Here is a 14,422-nt window from a genome sequence, read left to right as displayed (position 1 = left end):
GGCAGGTTGGTATCTCCTGCGCCCAGTTGTTGGGTTCTAATTCCGCCGCGGCGTCAACCTTGAACAATACCGATTGGACAGGCTCGAAGCTCGCCTCAGCGGCGTTTGCCGAGGTGAAGCTCACGGGCGCGCGCTTTGTCGACGCCCGCCCGCCAGGGCTTGGCTTTCACGATTCGCTGCTCGTCGGCGCAGACCTGAAGGGGCTCTCCTTTCGGAAACAAACGCTCGAGGCGCTCAATTTCTCCGACGCAGACTTGTCCGACTGCGACTTTCGCGACGCCGTGTTCGAAGGCGGCAGCCTGAGCAACGCACAGTTACGCAACAGCCGCTTTGACGGCGCAGACCTACGCTCTGTAGACCTAAGCGGTTTTCGACTCTCCGATGTGCTGCAGCATCTCAAAGGCACGATACTCTCCGTCGATCAAGCCGTGATGCTGGTTGGAGACTGCGGCGTGCGCGTGTTGTAGTTCGGCGAGTGCCAGCACGCGCTGGCCTTCGCTTGCGATCGCCACGGCAACGCCAGCCGGGAACTCCCATTGCGCTACGAAGAAACGCAACTTACAGGAGCCCAACATGCACTGGCGTCATTTAGCGCCTGGTTCGCTCATAGCCACGGCATTCTCATTACCCATTGCGTGGGGTGCGAATGACGACCAGCACATGAATCGGCCGAACGACCTTCGTACTGCCACCCCGATCAAGCACCTGGTCGTGATCTATGGCGAGAATGTCTCGTTCGATCACTACTTTGCGACCTATCCGCATGCGGCGAATCCCTCCGACGAACCAGCGTTCAACGCACTGCCCGGTACGCCCAGGGTGAATGGCCTCTCAGGGTCCCTCCTCTCCAGAAATCCGAATGCCACGAATCCGGCCAACGGCGCGGGCGATGGAACTACGCGCAGCACTTCGCGATGAGCGACAACGCCTTGTCGTCGACCTATGGCCCCTCGACGCCGGGCGCCCTGGAGGTGGTCTCGGGTCAGACCAACGGCATGAGACCCGTGCTGACGACGAAAAAGCCTTCGGCTCCGGGCTCCTACTACGTGAACGACGGACAGGGCGGCTTCACGCTGATCGACGACGTCGATCCCGCCTTCGACAAAAGCGCGACACCGTCATGATGACGGGGAGGAATATCGGCGACCTCTTGAATGCGCGCAATATTTCGTGGGGCGGCTTCATGAGTGGCTTCAATCTCGAGACCGTGAACAGCAACGGCACGACCGCGTGCAGGCGCAGCACGCTATCGGAAGTCGTCGGTTCGGCCACTGTGGACTACGTGCCGCACCACAACTGGTTCCAGTACTACGCGTCGACGTCGAATCCAAAGCATTTGCGTCCGGGTTCTATCGAGGCGATCGGGCACACCCTGGAAAACGATGGACGGACCCCGCCAATCATCAGTACGATTCCGACGACTTCTTTGGCGCTGTGAGCGCCGGGAATTTTCCGGCCGTGAGCTTCCTCAAGGCCCCGTCGTTCCAGGACGGTCACGCTGGCTATTCAGATCCACTCGACGAGCAGGCTTTCGTCGCGAAGGGCCAACGAGCGCGTCATACGATTCGTTCGCCGACCACCTCAACGGCCAGGGAAAATGCGGTACCGGCTCCGCACAGGACGGCGTGAACGGCAAACCTGTGAACGGCCGCCGCGGCCCGGGTGCACGCATTCCGTTTCTCGTCATTTCGCCCTGGGCGAAGGAGAATTACGTCGACCATACGTTGATCGACCAGTCTTCGGTCGTTCGCTTCATCGAGGACAACTGGCTCGACGGAGAACGTATCGGCGGCGGATCGTTCGACAGCAAGGCAGGCAGCATCATGGGCATGTTCGATTTCAGCCGCCGTGGCGACGAACTCGCTCAGCGCAAGCTGTTTCTCGATCCGCCGACGGGGCTGCCAGTCGACCAGCCTGCGAAGGTCTGGCGCCAGGCAGCTCGGAATTCGGGACCTCCCACCGTTGCAGTTTTGATTTCGATTCAATGCAAGGGTAAACGATGCAGTGCGCGCCATTTCTACACTGGCTTCTTGTAGATATGTCAACGCGCCTCTGCCCTTCTTTTCTCTGATTTTTCGGCCTCTTGATAGTTCATATGGTTGATTTGGAATCCAAATCTGTCTTACCTTCATTTGCTCGCTGCTACGCGGTCGCCCCCGCGCGCCACCAGCGCTATGGTTGATTGTGGCTTCGGTCACAGCGTGAGTTAAAAACGTGGCGCTATGTGTCAAACGAATAACGCCTCGTCTCTACACAGACCCTTGCAAATTTTTCTGGCGCAGGAGAGGGAACGACGATTGCACCACAAGCAATGCGCGTTGCCGTGAACGCCAATTGCCAGATGACCCACAGAGACCCAGACGGCTTTTGGAGTTGCGCAACGCGATGCCGGACATTTGCATGAGCGGGGGCTCTTCTATGTCGAACCGACACGAGACCTCTCCTGCCGAGACGGGGGAGGTCCTGGTACTGGTGGGCGCCGCCTTCGCTGTGCTTGGCGGCTGGCTCGTCGCAATGGGTTCCACGCCCTACTACGTCGTCACCGGCCTCGCGCTGATCGGCTCGGGTACCCTCATGGTGCGAAGCCGCTCGGCAGGCGTCTGGAGCATCTTTTTCACGCTCGTCGCGGCACTCGTCTGGTCGATCTCCGAAGTCGGGCGCAACGGCTGGAAGCCCATGCCACGCCTGCTGTTGCTCGCTTTGCTCGGCATCTGGTTCTACCTCAACATCGTCGTCGGCAATTCGATGATCGCGCGTCCCGTACGCGTTGTGGCCAGCGTCGCGGCAGTCGTCTATGCGCTCACAATCGTCGGCATGTTCTCGCCCAAAGTGCCCGTGTCGGTGGCGCAACACCTTCGCTACGGACCACTATCGCCGCCCCACAACAACAGCGCGTCGTCCGATCAGGGCAACTAGCACCGCCCGACATTTTTGCCGGGACAATATAAGAATTGATTTCGGTTCAATCGGCGAGATCATGATGCGCGTTCTTTCAGGCTTCATTAGACAAGTGGGGAACACCAGTTGCTTGAAGGCAGCCCCGGAGATCACAGAGGTAAGCCATCGTGCTCATACAATTTCCAGATGAAGATGCCTTCTACCATTCGAGCGGCACAGTCCGGTATCGCGCCGTCGTCGACGGCACGCCGGTCATGTGCGAAATATCCCCGGAGGCCCTTGAAGACTATTTTCATGCGCGCAGCGGTCGCGCTGGCCTGTTAGCGGCCTTCGCCGTACATAGGAAGGATATCGAATCAATTACAAGACACATTCTTCCACACCGGATCTCTTCTGGACGCTGCCAGCTTTTTTTGCGTGACTGCCCGCGCAAGCCAGCTACGATCGAAGCAGACGTCACGCACAACAGGGGAATCGTGGAAGTTGCACGACGCGATGTAACGGTGATCGCGAGTGCATGCATAACCCCGGACATGAACGTACTCGAGGCCGGAAGTGCGTTGACGTGAGGGCGCGCTCTGCGATGCAAGGCCCTTGAATTCGAATGCCGCCAATGAGTCCTTGACGCACTGCAGTGTGATCGAAGGCACGCCATATGCGCACGTTCGAAGTTGCATCGCAGCAGCTCACCGCTGCGAACTGCTTTCACCGTGTGCGCTGGCTTGATAAGAAGATGAACAACGCCTTGCGTATGTGGCACGGAGGCGGTTGAGGATTCTGTTCGAGACCGCCCTTCTCACGAATTCATCAGCGGGATGCCACAACAATGAACAGCTTCGATACCGTCATTCTGGGAGCCCTCACTCAACTGCAGCTTCCTCCCCAGGTCAATTGCGCCATTGGGGTAATTGCCGACTTCTATACGTTCAAGGGCTATTTGTTGATCCCGCTGTTGTGGTGGATCTGGTTCCAGCCACACGAGCGGCGCGGCTGGCGCCGCGAGATCGTACTCGCCACGTTGGCAAGCGGCCTGATTGCGCTAGCGGTGGGACGCCTCCTTGCGCACGCTCTGCCGTACCGGGAACGGCCGCTATTCACACCGGGCTTGAATCTGCATTTCGCCTCGTCGCCCGTGCAGCTCGCCGGGCTGATGCACTGGAGTTCCTTTCCGAGCGATCACGCCATGCTGTGGACGGCGGTGGCGATGGGGATCTTCCTCGTCTGGCGAGGCATCGGCATACTCGCGTTCTTGTCTGTCGCGGCATTCGTCTGCTTTCCGCGGGCCTATCTGGGTTATCACTACCCGACGGATTTGCTCGTCGGTGCCTTGATCGGCATCGTGATTACCTGGATCATGACGCGCAGAGCCGTGAGAAGGCGCACTGTCAAACCCTTCATGCGCTATGTGATGCGCTACCCCGGGCCGATTGCGGCGCTCGGTTTTCTGCTCTGTTTCGAGCTGGTCACGCAGTTCGACGATCTTCTGCGGCTCGCCCATTCGGTACTGCACACGGTGACTTGAAGGATGCCGGTCGAGGGAAGATGATGAAACTGGCAGTCAACTACTGCGAATCACTGCGAGCATGTGTCGTGATCTGCACGAAATCGGCCACGATATGCCCTGCGCCATAATGCGCTTCCATCTGCTTCAACTGCTGCCCCACCGCCGCAAGGTAAGCCGAGCGAGCCTCCGAGGCCGGGCGCAGGCCATCGAACAACGGCGCCGGCGTGATCAGCAAAACGATCATCTCCGTGCCGAACGGCTTGTCCACTAACCAGTATCCCGATCCCCCGACCGTCGCCGAGAAGCCGGCCGGCGCCTGGTTGTCGCGCTCGACATTGCTGGGAACCAGATGCACGACACTGCCGTCGAGCGCGAAGTAATCCACGTTGACGTATGAGTCGTAATGCGGCGTGGTGATATCGACGATGAGCGGCATGCCCTGCGTCAGGCGCGCGTCGAGTGGCCGGGTATGGATCGTCGCGCCGCCGCCGGCCAGATGGTTGGCTCGCCAATACGGCGCGAACGCGCTCACGACTTCGCAGTTGTGGTTCTCCACCGCAGTCACTTCGAGTTTCGCGGCCTGCCCGCCGGGCGTTTGCGCGAGCGCGTCGTGAACGTGCGCCATGTTCTTGCCCGTATTGGCGAAGCCGCGCACCTGGACCACGTGCTCCGGCAGCGACGCAGCAAGCGCCGAGCACGGAATGCGTGCGAGGGTCGTGTTCAGCGCGGCGATCGACGCCGCGTCGGCCACGGGCGCGCTCGATGCCGGAGCCGCTGCAACCGCGCTCGCGGCAGGCACGCTCGCGACAACCGCCGCTGGCGCGGCGGCAAGCACCGGCGAGGCCGGCGCCTCCGAGGCCGCCTTCGTCGCGCTAGCGGGCGCCATGGCGGCCACGGAGGGCCTGGCGCCAGTTTGCCCGTGGCCGGAAAGCACGCGATACCCCACCCATAACCCCGCAGCGACGACGACCGCGCCCACGCCGATGGCGCCGACCCGCGCGCCCGGGAACGCCGGTGCATGCGTGAGCACGCCCATGCCCTCGAGAAACTGATTGACGCTCGCGGTGCGCGAGGCGCGGTCAAACGAAAGCGCCGCGCTCAAGGTGCGCCATTGGCCACGATCGAGCCCAGGCGGCCGCTCGGCGCGCATCTTGTCGCTGCGTGCCTGGGTGGCCGATTTGCGCTTGAACGGATGCTTGCCCGTGAGCAGTTCGTAGGTCACACAGGCGAGCGCGTAGACATCGTCGCGCGGGTCCGGCTCCCGATGCTCGAACATCTCCGGGCTCGCATAGGCCGGCGTGATGCCGCCGAGCGTCGCGGGATCGAACACGGTGACGTCGGGATCTTCTTCGGGCCGCTGGAACACGCGCGCAATGCCGAAGTCGATCACTTTCACATCTCCGCCGTCGGTAAGGAAAACGTTGGCGGGCTTGAAGTCGCAATGCACGAAGCCGCGCTCGTGCGCGTAGGCGAGCGCCTGCCCCATCCCGGCAATGATGGGCCGCGCCTTTTCGAACGGCATACCCGCGAAATCGGGCGCGCGCAGCAGTTTGCTGAGCGGCTTGCCCGACAGATACTCCATCGTGAGGTAGACGAGCGGCCCGTCGCGGTCGAAGTCGTACACCGTGACGATATTGCGGTGCGCGAGCGTCTGCGCCTTGCGGGCCTCGCGCTGCAGCGCGATCAGCGAAGTCGGCTGGCCGCGGAACTGCACGTTCAGCACCTTGATCGCGATATAAGGTTTGCGGTCCGAAGCTTCCAGCTTGCGCAAATCGAGCGCCTTGTAGACGGTGCCCATGCCGCCCACGCCCAGACACTCTTCGAGCACGAAGCGTCCGTTGAGCGTGTCGCCGATCCCCTTCAGGTGTTCCGCGTCGTCGCCCATGGTGGCAGATCGCGCAGCGGCAAGGGCTTCGTGAATGCGAGTGGAGTCGTCGACGGCCGCCGCGTTGTCCTGGCTGTGTTCGATGCGGCGCAGGACCTCGGCATACACGGCATCGGGCAGCGGATGGACGGTTTGCGTCGCGTCCACCGCTTCGCGCAGGCGAGCGCAATTGGCCGCGTCGACCGCGAGCACGTGGTCGATCTCTGCGAAGAACGCCTCGCGTGAGAGCGCCCCGCTCTGGAATGTCTGGATCAGCTGCGCAAGGCTCATCATTCGTACGCCTTCAACTCAGCTTCAGGATGGCCGAGGCGCTTCGGGTCACACGTTCCCGGCGCACGATCGCGCCGCGCGTGGCTGCTGCCGCGATCCCCGTCGAGTCCGCTGCAACGCGGTCCCGTCATCTTTAAAGCATACAGAGTCGCCGCCGGATCTGCGCGCACCGTGATCTCAGCCGGCGCACGCGCTTGCAACCATACAACAAGGTCTGATGAGAGATTAATCTGCGGCAACGCCCAGTGCAATCGGTGCCTGAGCCTGGCCTGTGGCTCGCACGTGTTGCCACGAATCCAACGGCCGCGCCGCGCGCTGTTGGGCTCGCCCCATCAGCGTTTTTGCGCGGCAGCACTGCCAGCTGTCCTGCCCCGCCCGGCGGCTTGCCGCAAAGCCCCGTCACACAAGGCGTCGAGCGGTTTGTAGCGTGCGCGCGAAGCCGCTGGCACACCCTGTGCGTTAAGAGAAGCGAGCCCGCAAGATACTGCAGCTCAATCGCCAACTACCCCGTACTGCCCTCCTGGAGAACTGTCATGAGCAAGCTGATGATCGCCGACCTGAGCGTCGCGCAAGAACTCGACCGCAAAGCAATGAGCGCCGTTCGCGGCGGCGGCGGCCTGAGCCTCTGGCCCGGCTACTACCCGGCGCCGTCGTTCAAGTACGACACGACGAACTTCAACGCCCAGCAGTTGATCGGCCAGACGAACACCATCGAGAACAACGTGGGCAACGACGTCGCCTTCGCGCAGAACATCCACGCGACGGTCAACCCGGTGCAGACGGCCCACAACACGATCAACTTCTGATCGTCCCGCCGGCGGCGCGGCCGCGCCCTGCTTTCATGCGCGTGCCGTGCCCGCCCGGGTTCATCCGCTCTATTCATCAGCAACTGGAGGCTCATCATGAGTTCCCTCGTTATCCGCGAGCTGGCTCCCGGAACGGCACTCGACCGCCGCGCCATGACAGCCGTACGCGGCGGCAACAGCAACTCCTACGGTGGCTACGGCCCGATTGCCAACATCACCGTCTCGCCGAACATCGTGCAGAACATCTCGCAGGTTCAGGTGGTCGACGTCGCCGCGCTCAACAACATCGGTTATATCGGCGCAGGCTTCGGGCCGCTGAATCTCAAGGTCAATCCCGCGCAATACGCGAACACCGGCGTGACGTTCTAGCCGCTGCCGCGAAGGGGAAATGCAGACGGCGCCGTGAGGCGCCGCCTGCTTGTTTACGTGCGCCGCGCGCCACCGCCTATACTCGAACGACACCCCTCTAGCCCAATCCGCTCTCGTGGAGCAGACCATGAGCATTATCGTCATCAAGGACCTTCCGGAAAGCGTGGAACTGGACAGGCAGGCAATGGCCGCGATCGTGGGCGGCGCCCGCGTCGCTTCGCAGCGCACGCTACTCGTGCCGCGGCCATTTATCGGCGTGCGTGTGGAGATCGAAGGCTCGCCCGCCCAGCGAGGGCCGGCAACCCTCCCCACGGCGCGGCCCCGCCCGACGCTGCTGCGCTGAACTCAAGCAGCGCGCGCGGTCATGGCCGCACGCGTGCTGGCAGGCGGAAATACGCACCACGTGCCGTCGTCGTGACGGAAGAAGAAGATTGCAATCGTGCGCGCGGGATGCACCGCTTCTACGCAGACATAGCGCAGCCGTTGCTCCTGCGTGCGGCTGAAACGCACCACGCGGGCCGGCACGCGCGCGTTGGGTGCTAGCCACTTGTCGACGAGGGCGCGCAGCGAGGTTTCGGCGGAATTCATGATGGTCTCCGATGCAAGTGGCGAGGCGTGTCGTATTGGTCTCGACCGGATACGGCGTTCACACCGCGTGCGCGGCGTACGCGTCGCGGAGGGCCTGCACGCGGCGCGCGTGAACCAGCGCGCGCACCACGCGCAAGCCGGCCAGCGGATGGGCGATGCAGGTGCGGACCTGGTCGCTGCGGCCCTTGCCGTCCACGCACCAGGTGCAGAAGTGTTCACAGTTGTTGCTGAGCAGGCGGTAGCGGTCTTCGCCGAGACGCGAGCGCGCACGCGCCACGGCTTCGCGGCCCACGAAGGCCGCGCACGGATGCGCGACGACGGCGACTTCGTAGCCGGCCGCGAAACGTTCGAGCGTGACCTCTTCGATCGGACCGCGATGCAGCGACACGCACAAACCGGCGTAGTGGACGACGCGCCCGCCACCGACATAGATACCGTGATGGCTGTAGCCCGCGCGACGCGACACGAGATGCGCGCCGAGCGGCGGTTCGTCTGCGTGCAACGTCGGTTGGAGGTCGGGGCTCATGGCTGCATCCGTCTGGCTGGTTGCCGGCTTCCGGTGCTGCTCGACGGTTTGCCGGTTGCCAACTACCCTGCATCAGATATGCCAGGCGCCCGATCACGGTTTTATAAGGCGTAGCGGGAGAACATGCGTGCCGGAGGCGCCCGTGTGTCGCCGGATCGCCAACTCGGGAGCTTCGATTGTGTCGGTGCCGAACCATCAGTTCGCCGCCAAACCGGCTCACGAAGCGCGATTGCATTTGTGTCGGAATCCTGATGACGACGGGGAACCAACGTGTTGGCGAGCGCACGACCATTGCACTGAGGACTTGTGAGACGCGGGCTGGCGCGGATCGCGCTGCGCAAGCGCTACGACATATGGGGCAAGCTTCACGGGGAGATGGCGCGCGAGCGCCACGTATCGCCGAAAAATGGCATGCTGCTTGCAAGGTATGGTCGGAACGCCGCGCGCCCGCGGCCATCATCTTGACGGAGACCTGTCATGACCTCGCTCGCCATCACCGACCTTCACCTGCAGTGCGATCTTGACCGCAAGGCCATGTCGTTTATCCGGGGCGCAGGCGCGCCGTGGGTATTCGGCTGGATACAGCCTTACGAGCCCGCGCAGCCTTCGCCGCTCGGATCGATCATCAACCTCTACCAGACCAACAACACGTTCTACGCGAATCAGGTCGTCAATCAGTACCAGACGCTCGACGTGACCAATTCGGCGTCGAACTCGAACGTTGCGGTAAACGTGGGCCAGAACGGCAGGAATAACGGACTCGTCGCGTAGCCTATGGAGGCTCGATCGTGACAGGCGGATTGTTATGGAGCTCGGCATCGCGCACGGACGTAGGCCGTGTGCGGGCGCTCAACGAGGATGCATGTCTCGATCAGCCCCAGCGGGGCTTGTGGGCAGTGGCCGACGGCATGGGCGGGCACACGGCGGGCGATCTGGCCAGTGGCATGATCGTGCGCGCGCTTGGGGCGCTTGTGGTGCCCAACGCGCTCACCAGTTTTTCGGCCACGGCGCGCGGCACGCTGCAGACGGTGAATCACCAGTTGCGCGAAGAAGCGGCGCGGCGCGGGGTTCGCATGATTGGCAGCACCGTTGCCGTGCTGATGGCGAAGGGGCGCGAGTTTGCATGGTTATGGGCGGGCGACAGCCGCATCTATCTCTACCGCGACGCGCAGCTCGAAGCGCTCACGACTGACCATAGTTACGTGGCGGAGCTACAGGCGCAGGGGCATTTGAGCGCCGAAGCGGCGCGCCACCATCCATCACAGCATTTGATAACTCGGGCCGTCGGCGCGGCAGACTGGCTTGATCTGGACGAAGGCCGCATCGTCGTGCGCGACGGAGACCTCTTTTTGCTGTGCAGCGACGGCCTGAGCAATGAAGTGCAGGCGCCCGAGATGGTACGGGCGCTTGAGGCTGGCGATTGCCAGCACGTGACTGATTTGCTCGTTGAGATGGCCTTGCAGGCCGGGGGGCGCGATAACATCACGGCTGTGGTCGTGAGGGTGGATGATCCGGTTGCGTCGGATCGGACGCTGGTTAATCCTGCTGTTGGGCGTTAGCTTTTGGTTTTTGGTTTTTGGTTTTTGGTTTTTTTGTTTTTTGCTTTTTTGTTTTTGGCTTTTGGCCTTGTTTCCGCGTGGGTACGCCAGCGTTGCCCCTGTGTGGGGCGGCACCTCCTTTCTTTGCCGCGGTCATGACGCCCAGAAGCTCTTTGCACTTTGCAGTTCGCACGCTGCCAGACGTCCGTCCGGCTCGCGCGGATGACGTGCGAACCGGCGCGAACACCGGCGAACGGTTCGCACAGAACCCGCCATGTGCGGCACGGCGCGAGCGGCGCGACGTTTCGGCGCAGGCGCGGTGGCGAATCGCTGGGCCGTAGCAAAAAAATCGAAGGCGCCGAACGACGCTCACGAGAAAAAGCCCGATGGCGCCCTCTGGCACCATCGGAGAGCAGCGGGCGGCCGGACGCACGAGAAGATCGCGAAGCGGCCGGGCGTCAGCCCGTGCAGATCGGCGCGAGCCCGTTGCGAGGCGCTTGACGCGCGCCTGTCCACGTCTGTCGCCCTGTGAGGTGGCGCTTCTGGGTAGAGCCGTCCGGGCAACAGATCCTGCTGCAGCGGTGGTCTTTTCGACCGGAATGACAGCGCCTTGTACCTGGCAATCCTTGACGATTTATCTGGCTGTTCATGCGAGCCCGCGCAAGGATCGGGCGATTGAGCATTGCTGGCCGGCTCCGTTCAGTGTAACTCTTGCATTCCAACGACTTCCTCACAACGAGAGCTAGAGAGAGCGCATGAATGCCGTGAAACGAACCATCGCGGAAGCACTTCTTCCGTATGAAGCTCTTCATCATCCCGCACTTCCAGGTGGAAGGCATGGACATCGGCCTGTCGCTGGTCTCGCAGATGCCGAAGGCCAAGGGGTGAACTCGGCGCTGATCTGACGTTTTCTGTGCAAGCCGCCGGGGTACCCGTGGGTGCCTCGGCGGTGCTTTTGCGCTTTGCGTATCCGGGAGGTTTTCGATGTCGTGGCTCATGCCGTTACAGGCTTATGAATTGAAGCTGGCGCCGCATCCGGCGCCGTTCTCGATAGTGAAATTTGCCGGCCATGACAGGATCAGCCAGCTCTACGAGTACGAGATTGAATTCACAAGCCCGATAGCGGGTATTCCCATGGATCAGGTGCTCGGGCGTCCAGCCCGGTTCATCATCGATCCGGTCGACCCGAACATGGGTCACCTGCAGCGTATGTTTGGCGAGAACGCTGCGAAGTTCAGCAAGAAGCCGCCCGCACAGACCGTCCACGGCATCATCACGAAGTTCGATGAGCACGAGACCTCCGCCGACGAGACGCGTTACCGCGTGAGGCTCGAGCCTGCGATCGCGGATCTCAACCGGGGCAGGACAAGCCGGCTGTTCCAGAAGCAGTCGGTCGAAGAGATCATTACCGACACGCTACGGCACGACGGTTACCGGGCCGGTGTCGACTTCAGGTTCAACCTGCGCGGCCAGTACAGGCGGCACGAATACATCACCCAGTACCACGAGACGACGTTCGCGTTTATCCAGCGCATCTGTGCGGAAGAAGGCATCTGGTTTCGCTGGGAGCAGAAAAAGGATTACGCGGTGATGGTGTTCGGCGACGATCTGGATGCGTACTCGCGCAAGCAGCGTACGGTGCCGTATCGTCGTGATTCTGGCCTGGAGAGCGTGGGTGCCGACTCGATCAAGTCGCTGCGGCGGCGCACCCGGCGCGTGCCGCAATCGGTGCGCCTGCATGACTACAACCATCGCCAGGCCGACGTCTCGCTGCTGGTCGAGGAGAACACGGCACGCGGCGACAAGACCACCAACGCTGTCGACTATCACTGGGGTGAGCACTACGAGACGCCGGAGGAAGGCCAGCGTATTGCCCGTCTGCGGCACGAGGCTCACCGCGCGAGTCAGGTGACGTTCATCGGCACCGGCAATCCGTTCTGGCTGGAAGCCGGGGAGGTCATGCTTGTCGACCCGGTTCAGGTCGATGCGAAACACGGGATCTTCATCACGTCGGTACGCTCGCACGGTGGGCGTAACAAGTCGTACCGCGTGACGTTCGAGGGGATTCCGTCGGATCGGGTCTGGCGAACATCCATGGACACGATCCCGAAACCGGAAATCAGGGGCGTCCTGCCGGCCCGGATTACATCACCCGGAAACTACAAATATGCCTATCTGACGGAAGAAGGCTGGTACGTCATCAAGCTGCCGTTCGATCTGGACGAGTGGAGTCCGGGTGGTACCAGCCGGCCGGTGCGGTTTGCCAAGCCCTACAGCGGCGACAACTACGGTCACCACTTCCCGTTGATCGATTCCGCCGAAGTCGCGCTCGAATTTACGGCAGCGGATCCAAACCGGCCCATCATGATCGGTGCGATGCATGACAGCCTGCATCCGGATCTCGTCAACAATCTTAACCATACGCGCAATCTCATTCGCACGGCCGCGCAGAATGAGATGCGCATGGAGGACAAGGAAGGCGTCGAGCATATTCACCTGACGACGCCGTTTCAGACCAGCGAGCTCAATCTCGGCCACATGGTCGATGACCAGCGCAAGGAGCGGGGTCGCGGGGCGGAGTTGCGCTCCGATGAGCACGTTGCCGTTCGCGGGGCGAAGGGCGTACTCATTTCCGCTGAGGCACAACCCGCCGCGAATGGGCAGCAGTTGAACATGCAAGGAGCCGTTGGCCTGCTAGAACAGGCGATGCAGCAGATGGAGGCACTCTCCGAAGCTGCCGTGGCGGCGCAGGCGGTTGCCGCTGACTATCAGCGTCAGCGAGAACTTCTTGACGGAACGCTGAAAGAACTGAAAAAGGCAGGTGTTCTGCTCAGCGCGCCAGATGGGATGGGTCTGGTGTCGGGTGCCAGCCTTCAGTTTAGCGCCCAGAAAAACCTGATCGCGACGGCCGGCGGCAATGCTGACATTGGCGTGCTTAAGCGGTTTACGGTTGCGGCAGGGGAACTGATCTCTCTTTTTGCCCAAAAATTCGGTTTGAAGCTCATTGCGGGTAAGGGGAAGGTGGAAATCCAGGCACAGAGCGACGACATGGACTTGATTTCCGACAAGAACATGCAAATCAGGAGTACCAATGGACGTGTCACCATCGAGGCAAAGGAAGAGTTGCTGCTCAAATGCGGTGGATCGTACGTCCGGATTTCATCGACCGGTATTGAAGATGGAACAAAGGGCAACCGCACTGTCAAATCGGCGGCCTTCAGCCGACAGGGGCCAAGTTCACTTGCGGAAACCGTCAACAACTGGAAGCACGCGCCTTTCGACGAGGAGTACACGCTAAGGTGGCCCTTCAGCGATGAACCCGTGCACAACCAGAAGTTCTCAATTATTCGCGACGACGGCAGTGTTATCCAGGGCAGCACAAATGCTTCGGGCACGACGAGCCTGCAGCGCGGGCTGGCTGCTGAGAACTTGCGCCTTCGGATTGACGGTGATTCAGCATGATCCTGACCGTGCGCGTAACGCCGTAACCCAAAATCTGCTTCGACAAGGGAACACCTGGATATGGCCACAACTGAACGTATCATCCCCGCGACCATAGCGGACGATGGATCTGTGCACTACACCTCCGTCATGTCGGCGCCGGACGACAGCACAGCCGTTTGTTATATGGTCCCGAATCGCGTCATTCCCGTGATCTTCGTTCCGGGGGTCATGGGAAGCAACCTTTTTAACCCAATAACGAAAAGACCTGTTTGGTTGGTTGATGGTGGGGCGGGCGCCGCGAAGGCGTGGTTATTGCGCGGCCCGGAGACCCGAAAGCAAAAGCTCGATCCGAATACAACGGACGTCTACAAAGATGGCGATATCCCGTCCGGGACCGCGCAGAGTGAGGTGGAACTGCGCCGTCGAGGCTGGGGGACGGTGGCGAAGATGAGTTATGGAACGTTCCTTCCCTTCCTGGAAAATGCACTGAACGATGCGCATGAGTGCAAGGCAGGTTTCCGGGCGAGCCTTATGAAAAAACTTGTGGCCGATGCACCGGGCGTGAGTGTGCTGTCATACGATGAAGTTGCGCTG

Annotated in this window: 13 protein-coding genes and 2 pseudogenes; 12 read left to right on the top strand and 3 right to left on the bottom strand. The window is 61.7% G+C overall.

The genetic code is table 11. The features are described from left to right. The first annotated feature begins 59 nt into the window (after nt 1–59). The 5 genes and pseudogenes from M3I56_RS19650 to M3I56_RS19630 all read left to right on the top strand — a co-directional run bounded on the left by M3I56_RS19650 (nt 60) and on the right by M3I56_RS19630 (nt 4,420). A complete protein-coding gene (locus M3I56_RS19650) occupies nt 60–467 on the top strand; it encodes a pentapeptide repeat-containing protein (protein WP_254355419.1) in 408 nt (135 codons plus the stop codon). 106 nt (nt 468–573) lie between these two features. Next, nucleotides 574–1,898: pseudogene (locus M3I56_RS19645) on the top strand (phospholipase C); the annotation flags it as partial. 520 nt (nt 1,899–2,418) lie between these two features. Further along, on the top strand, nt 2,419–2,916 hold the full coding sequence (locus M3I56_RS19640) for a hypothetical protein (protein ID WP_254355418.1): 498 nt from the start codon (nt 2,419–2,421) through the stop codon (nt 2,914–2,916). Between the two features lie 149 nt (nt 2,917–3,065). Beyond that, nucleotides 3,066–3,467 carry a DUF1488 domain-containing protein gene (locus M3I56_RS19635; protein ID WP_254355417.1) on the top strand — a complete coding sequence of 134 codons (402 nt, stop codon included), beginning with the start codon at nt 3,066–3,068 and terminating at the stop codon, nt 3,465–3,467. A 257-nt stretch (nt 3,468–3,724) separates the two neighbouring features. After that, nucleotides 3,725–4,420, top strand: coding sequence for a phosphatase PAP2 family protein (locus M3I56_RS19630; RefSeq protein WP_254355416.1), 696 nt, complete (start codon nt 3,725–3,727; stop codon nt 4,418–4,420). 40 nt (nt 4,421–4,460) lie between these two features. Here the strand turns inward: M3I56_RS19630 and M3I56_RS19625 are convergent, their stop codons facing one another. Then, nucleotides 4,461–6,560, bottom strand: coding sequence for a serine/threonine protein kinase (locus tag M3I56_RS19625; protein ID WP_254355415.1), 2,100 nt, complete (start codon nt 6,558–6,560; stop codon nt 4,461–4,463). Between the two features lie 530 nt (nt 6,561–7,090). Between M3I56_RS19625 and M3I56_RS19620 the strand changes: the two genes are divergently transcribed. The 3 genes from M3I56_RS19620 to M3I56_RS19610 all read left to right on the top strand — a co-directional run bounded on the left by M3I56_RS19620 (nt 7,091) and on the right by M3I56_RS19610 (nt 8,075). Then, on the top strand, nt 7,091–7,363 hold the full coding sequence (locus M3I56_RS19620; RefSeq protein WP_028204749.1) for a hypothetical protein: 273 nt from the start codon (nt 7,091–7,093) through the stop codon (nt 7,361–7,363). A gap of 96 nt (nt 7,364–7,459) precedes the next feature. Then, nucleotides 7,460–7,732: a hypothetical protein gene (locus M3I56_RS19615; RefSeq protein WP_254355414.1), complete on the top strand. Its 273-nt coding sequence runs from the start codon at nt 7,460–7,462 to the stop codon at nt 7,730–7,732. Nucleotides 7,733–7,859: 127 nt separating this feature from the next. Next, complete coding sequence (locus tag M3I56_RS19610; RefSeq protein ID WP_051481539.1) at nt 7,860–8,075, top strand: hypothetical protein; 216 nt, start codon at nt 7,860–7,862, stop codon at nt 8,073–8,075. A 2-nt stretch (nt 8,076–8,077) separates the two neighbouring features. Here the strand turns inward: M3I56_RS19610 and M3I56_RS19605 are convergent, their stop codons facing one another. Beyond that, a complete protein-coding gene (locus M3I56_RS19605) occupies nt 8,078–8,320 on the bottom strand; it encodes a hypothetical protein (RefSeq protein ID WP_254355413.1) in 243 nt (80 codons plus the stop codon). 58 nt (nt 8,321–8,378) lie between these two features. Then, nucleotides 8,379–8,846 (bottom strand): lecithin retinol acyltransferase family protein, encoded by a 468-nt coding sequence (locus tag M3I56_RS19600; RefSeq protein ID WP_254355412.1) that lies wholly within the window; start codon nt 8,844–8,846, stop codon nt 8,379–8,381. A gap of 477 nt (nt 8,847–9,323) precedes the next feature. Between M3I56_RS19600 and M3I56_RS19595 the strand changes: the two genes are divergently transcribed. The 4 genes and pseudogenes from M3I56_RS19595 to M3I56_RS19575 all read left to right on the top strand — a co-directional run. Beyond that, entirely contained in the window at nt 9,324–9,617 is a 294-nt protein-coding gene (locus tag M3I56_RS19595) for a hypothetical protein (protein ID WP_028204753.1), read from the top strand. Nucleotides 9,618–9,631: 14 nt separating this feature from the next. Further along, complete coding sequence (locus tag M3I56_RS19590; RefSeq protein ID WP_375541757.1) at nt 9,632–10,405, top strand: PP2C family protein-serine/threonine phosphatase; 774 nt, start codon at nt 9,632–9,634, stop codon at nt 10,403–10,405. A 963-nt stretch (nt 10,406–11,368) separates the two neighbouring features. Beyond that, on the top strand, nt 11,369–13,846 hold the full coding sequence (locus M3I56_RS19580) for a type VI secretion system Vgr family protein (protein ID WP_254355410.1): 2,478 nt from the start codon (nt 11,369–11,371) through the stop codon (nt 13,844–13,846). Between the two features lie 60 nt (nt 13,847–13,906). After that, nucleotides 13,907–14,422 (top strand): annotated as a pseudogene (locus tag M3I56_RS19575) (hypothetical protein); the annotation flags it as partial.

The sequence above is a fragment of the Paraburkholderia sp. CNPSo 3281 genome, from assembly GCF_024206515.1.
GTDB classification, from domain to species: domain Bacteria; phylum Pseudomonadota; class Gammaproteobacteria; order Burkholderiales; family Burkholderiaceae; genus Paraburkholderia; species Paraburkholderia nodosa.
This window is presented reverse-complemented; position numbering and strand designations above follow the sequence as displayed.

What these genes read in the sequence shown, in the direction of transcription:
- M3I56_RS19640 (WP_254355418.1), top strand. Translation starts at nt 2,419, where the DNA reads ATGTCGAACCGACACGAGACCTCTCCTGCCGAGACGGGGGAGGTCCTG.
- M3I56_RS19630 (WP_254355416.1), top strand. Translation starts at nt 3,725, where the DNA reads ATGAACAGCTTCGATACCGTCATTCTGGGAGCCCTCACTCAACTGCAG.
- M3I56_RS19625 (WP_254355415.1), bottom strand. Translation starts at nt 6,560, where the DNA reads ATGATGAGCCTTGCGCAGCTGATCCAGACATTCCAGAGCGGGGCGCTC.
- M3I56_RS19620 (WP_028204749.1), top strand. Translation starts at nt 7,091, where the DNA reads ATGAGCAAGCTGATGATCGCCGACCTGAGCGTCGCGCAAGAACTCGAC.
- M3I56_RS19615 (WP_254355414.1), top strand. Translation starts at nt 7,460, where the DNA reads ATGAGTTCCCTCGTTATCCGCGAGCTGGCTCCCGGAACGGCACTCGAC.
- M3I56_RS19610 (WP_051481539.1), top strand. Translation starts at nt 7,860, where the DNA reads ATGAGCATTATCGTCATCAAGGACCTTCCGGAAAGCGTGGAACTGGAC.
- M3I56_RS19605 (WP_254355413.1), bottom strand. Translation starts at nt 8,320, where the DNA reads ATGAATTCCGCCGAAACCTCGCTGCGCGCCCTCGTCGACAAGTGGCTA.
- M3I56_RS19600 (WP_254355412.1), bottom strand. Translation starts at nt 8,846, where the DNA reads ATGAGCCCCGACCTCCAACCGACGTTGCACGCAGACGAACCGCCGCTC.
- M3I56_RS19595 (WP_028204753.1), top strand. Translation starts at nt 9,324, where the DNA reads ATGACCTCGCTCGCCATCACCGACCTTCACCTGCAGTGCGATCTTGAC.
- M3I56_RS19580 (WP_254355410.1), top strand. Translation starts at nt 11,369, where the DNA reads ATGTCGTGGCTCATGCCGTTACAGGCTTATGAATTGAAGCTGGCGCCG.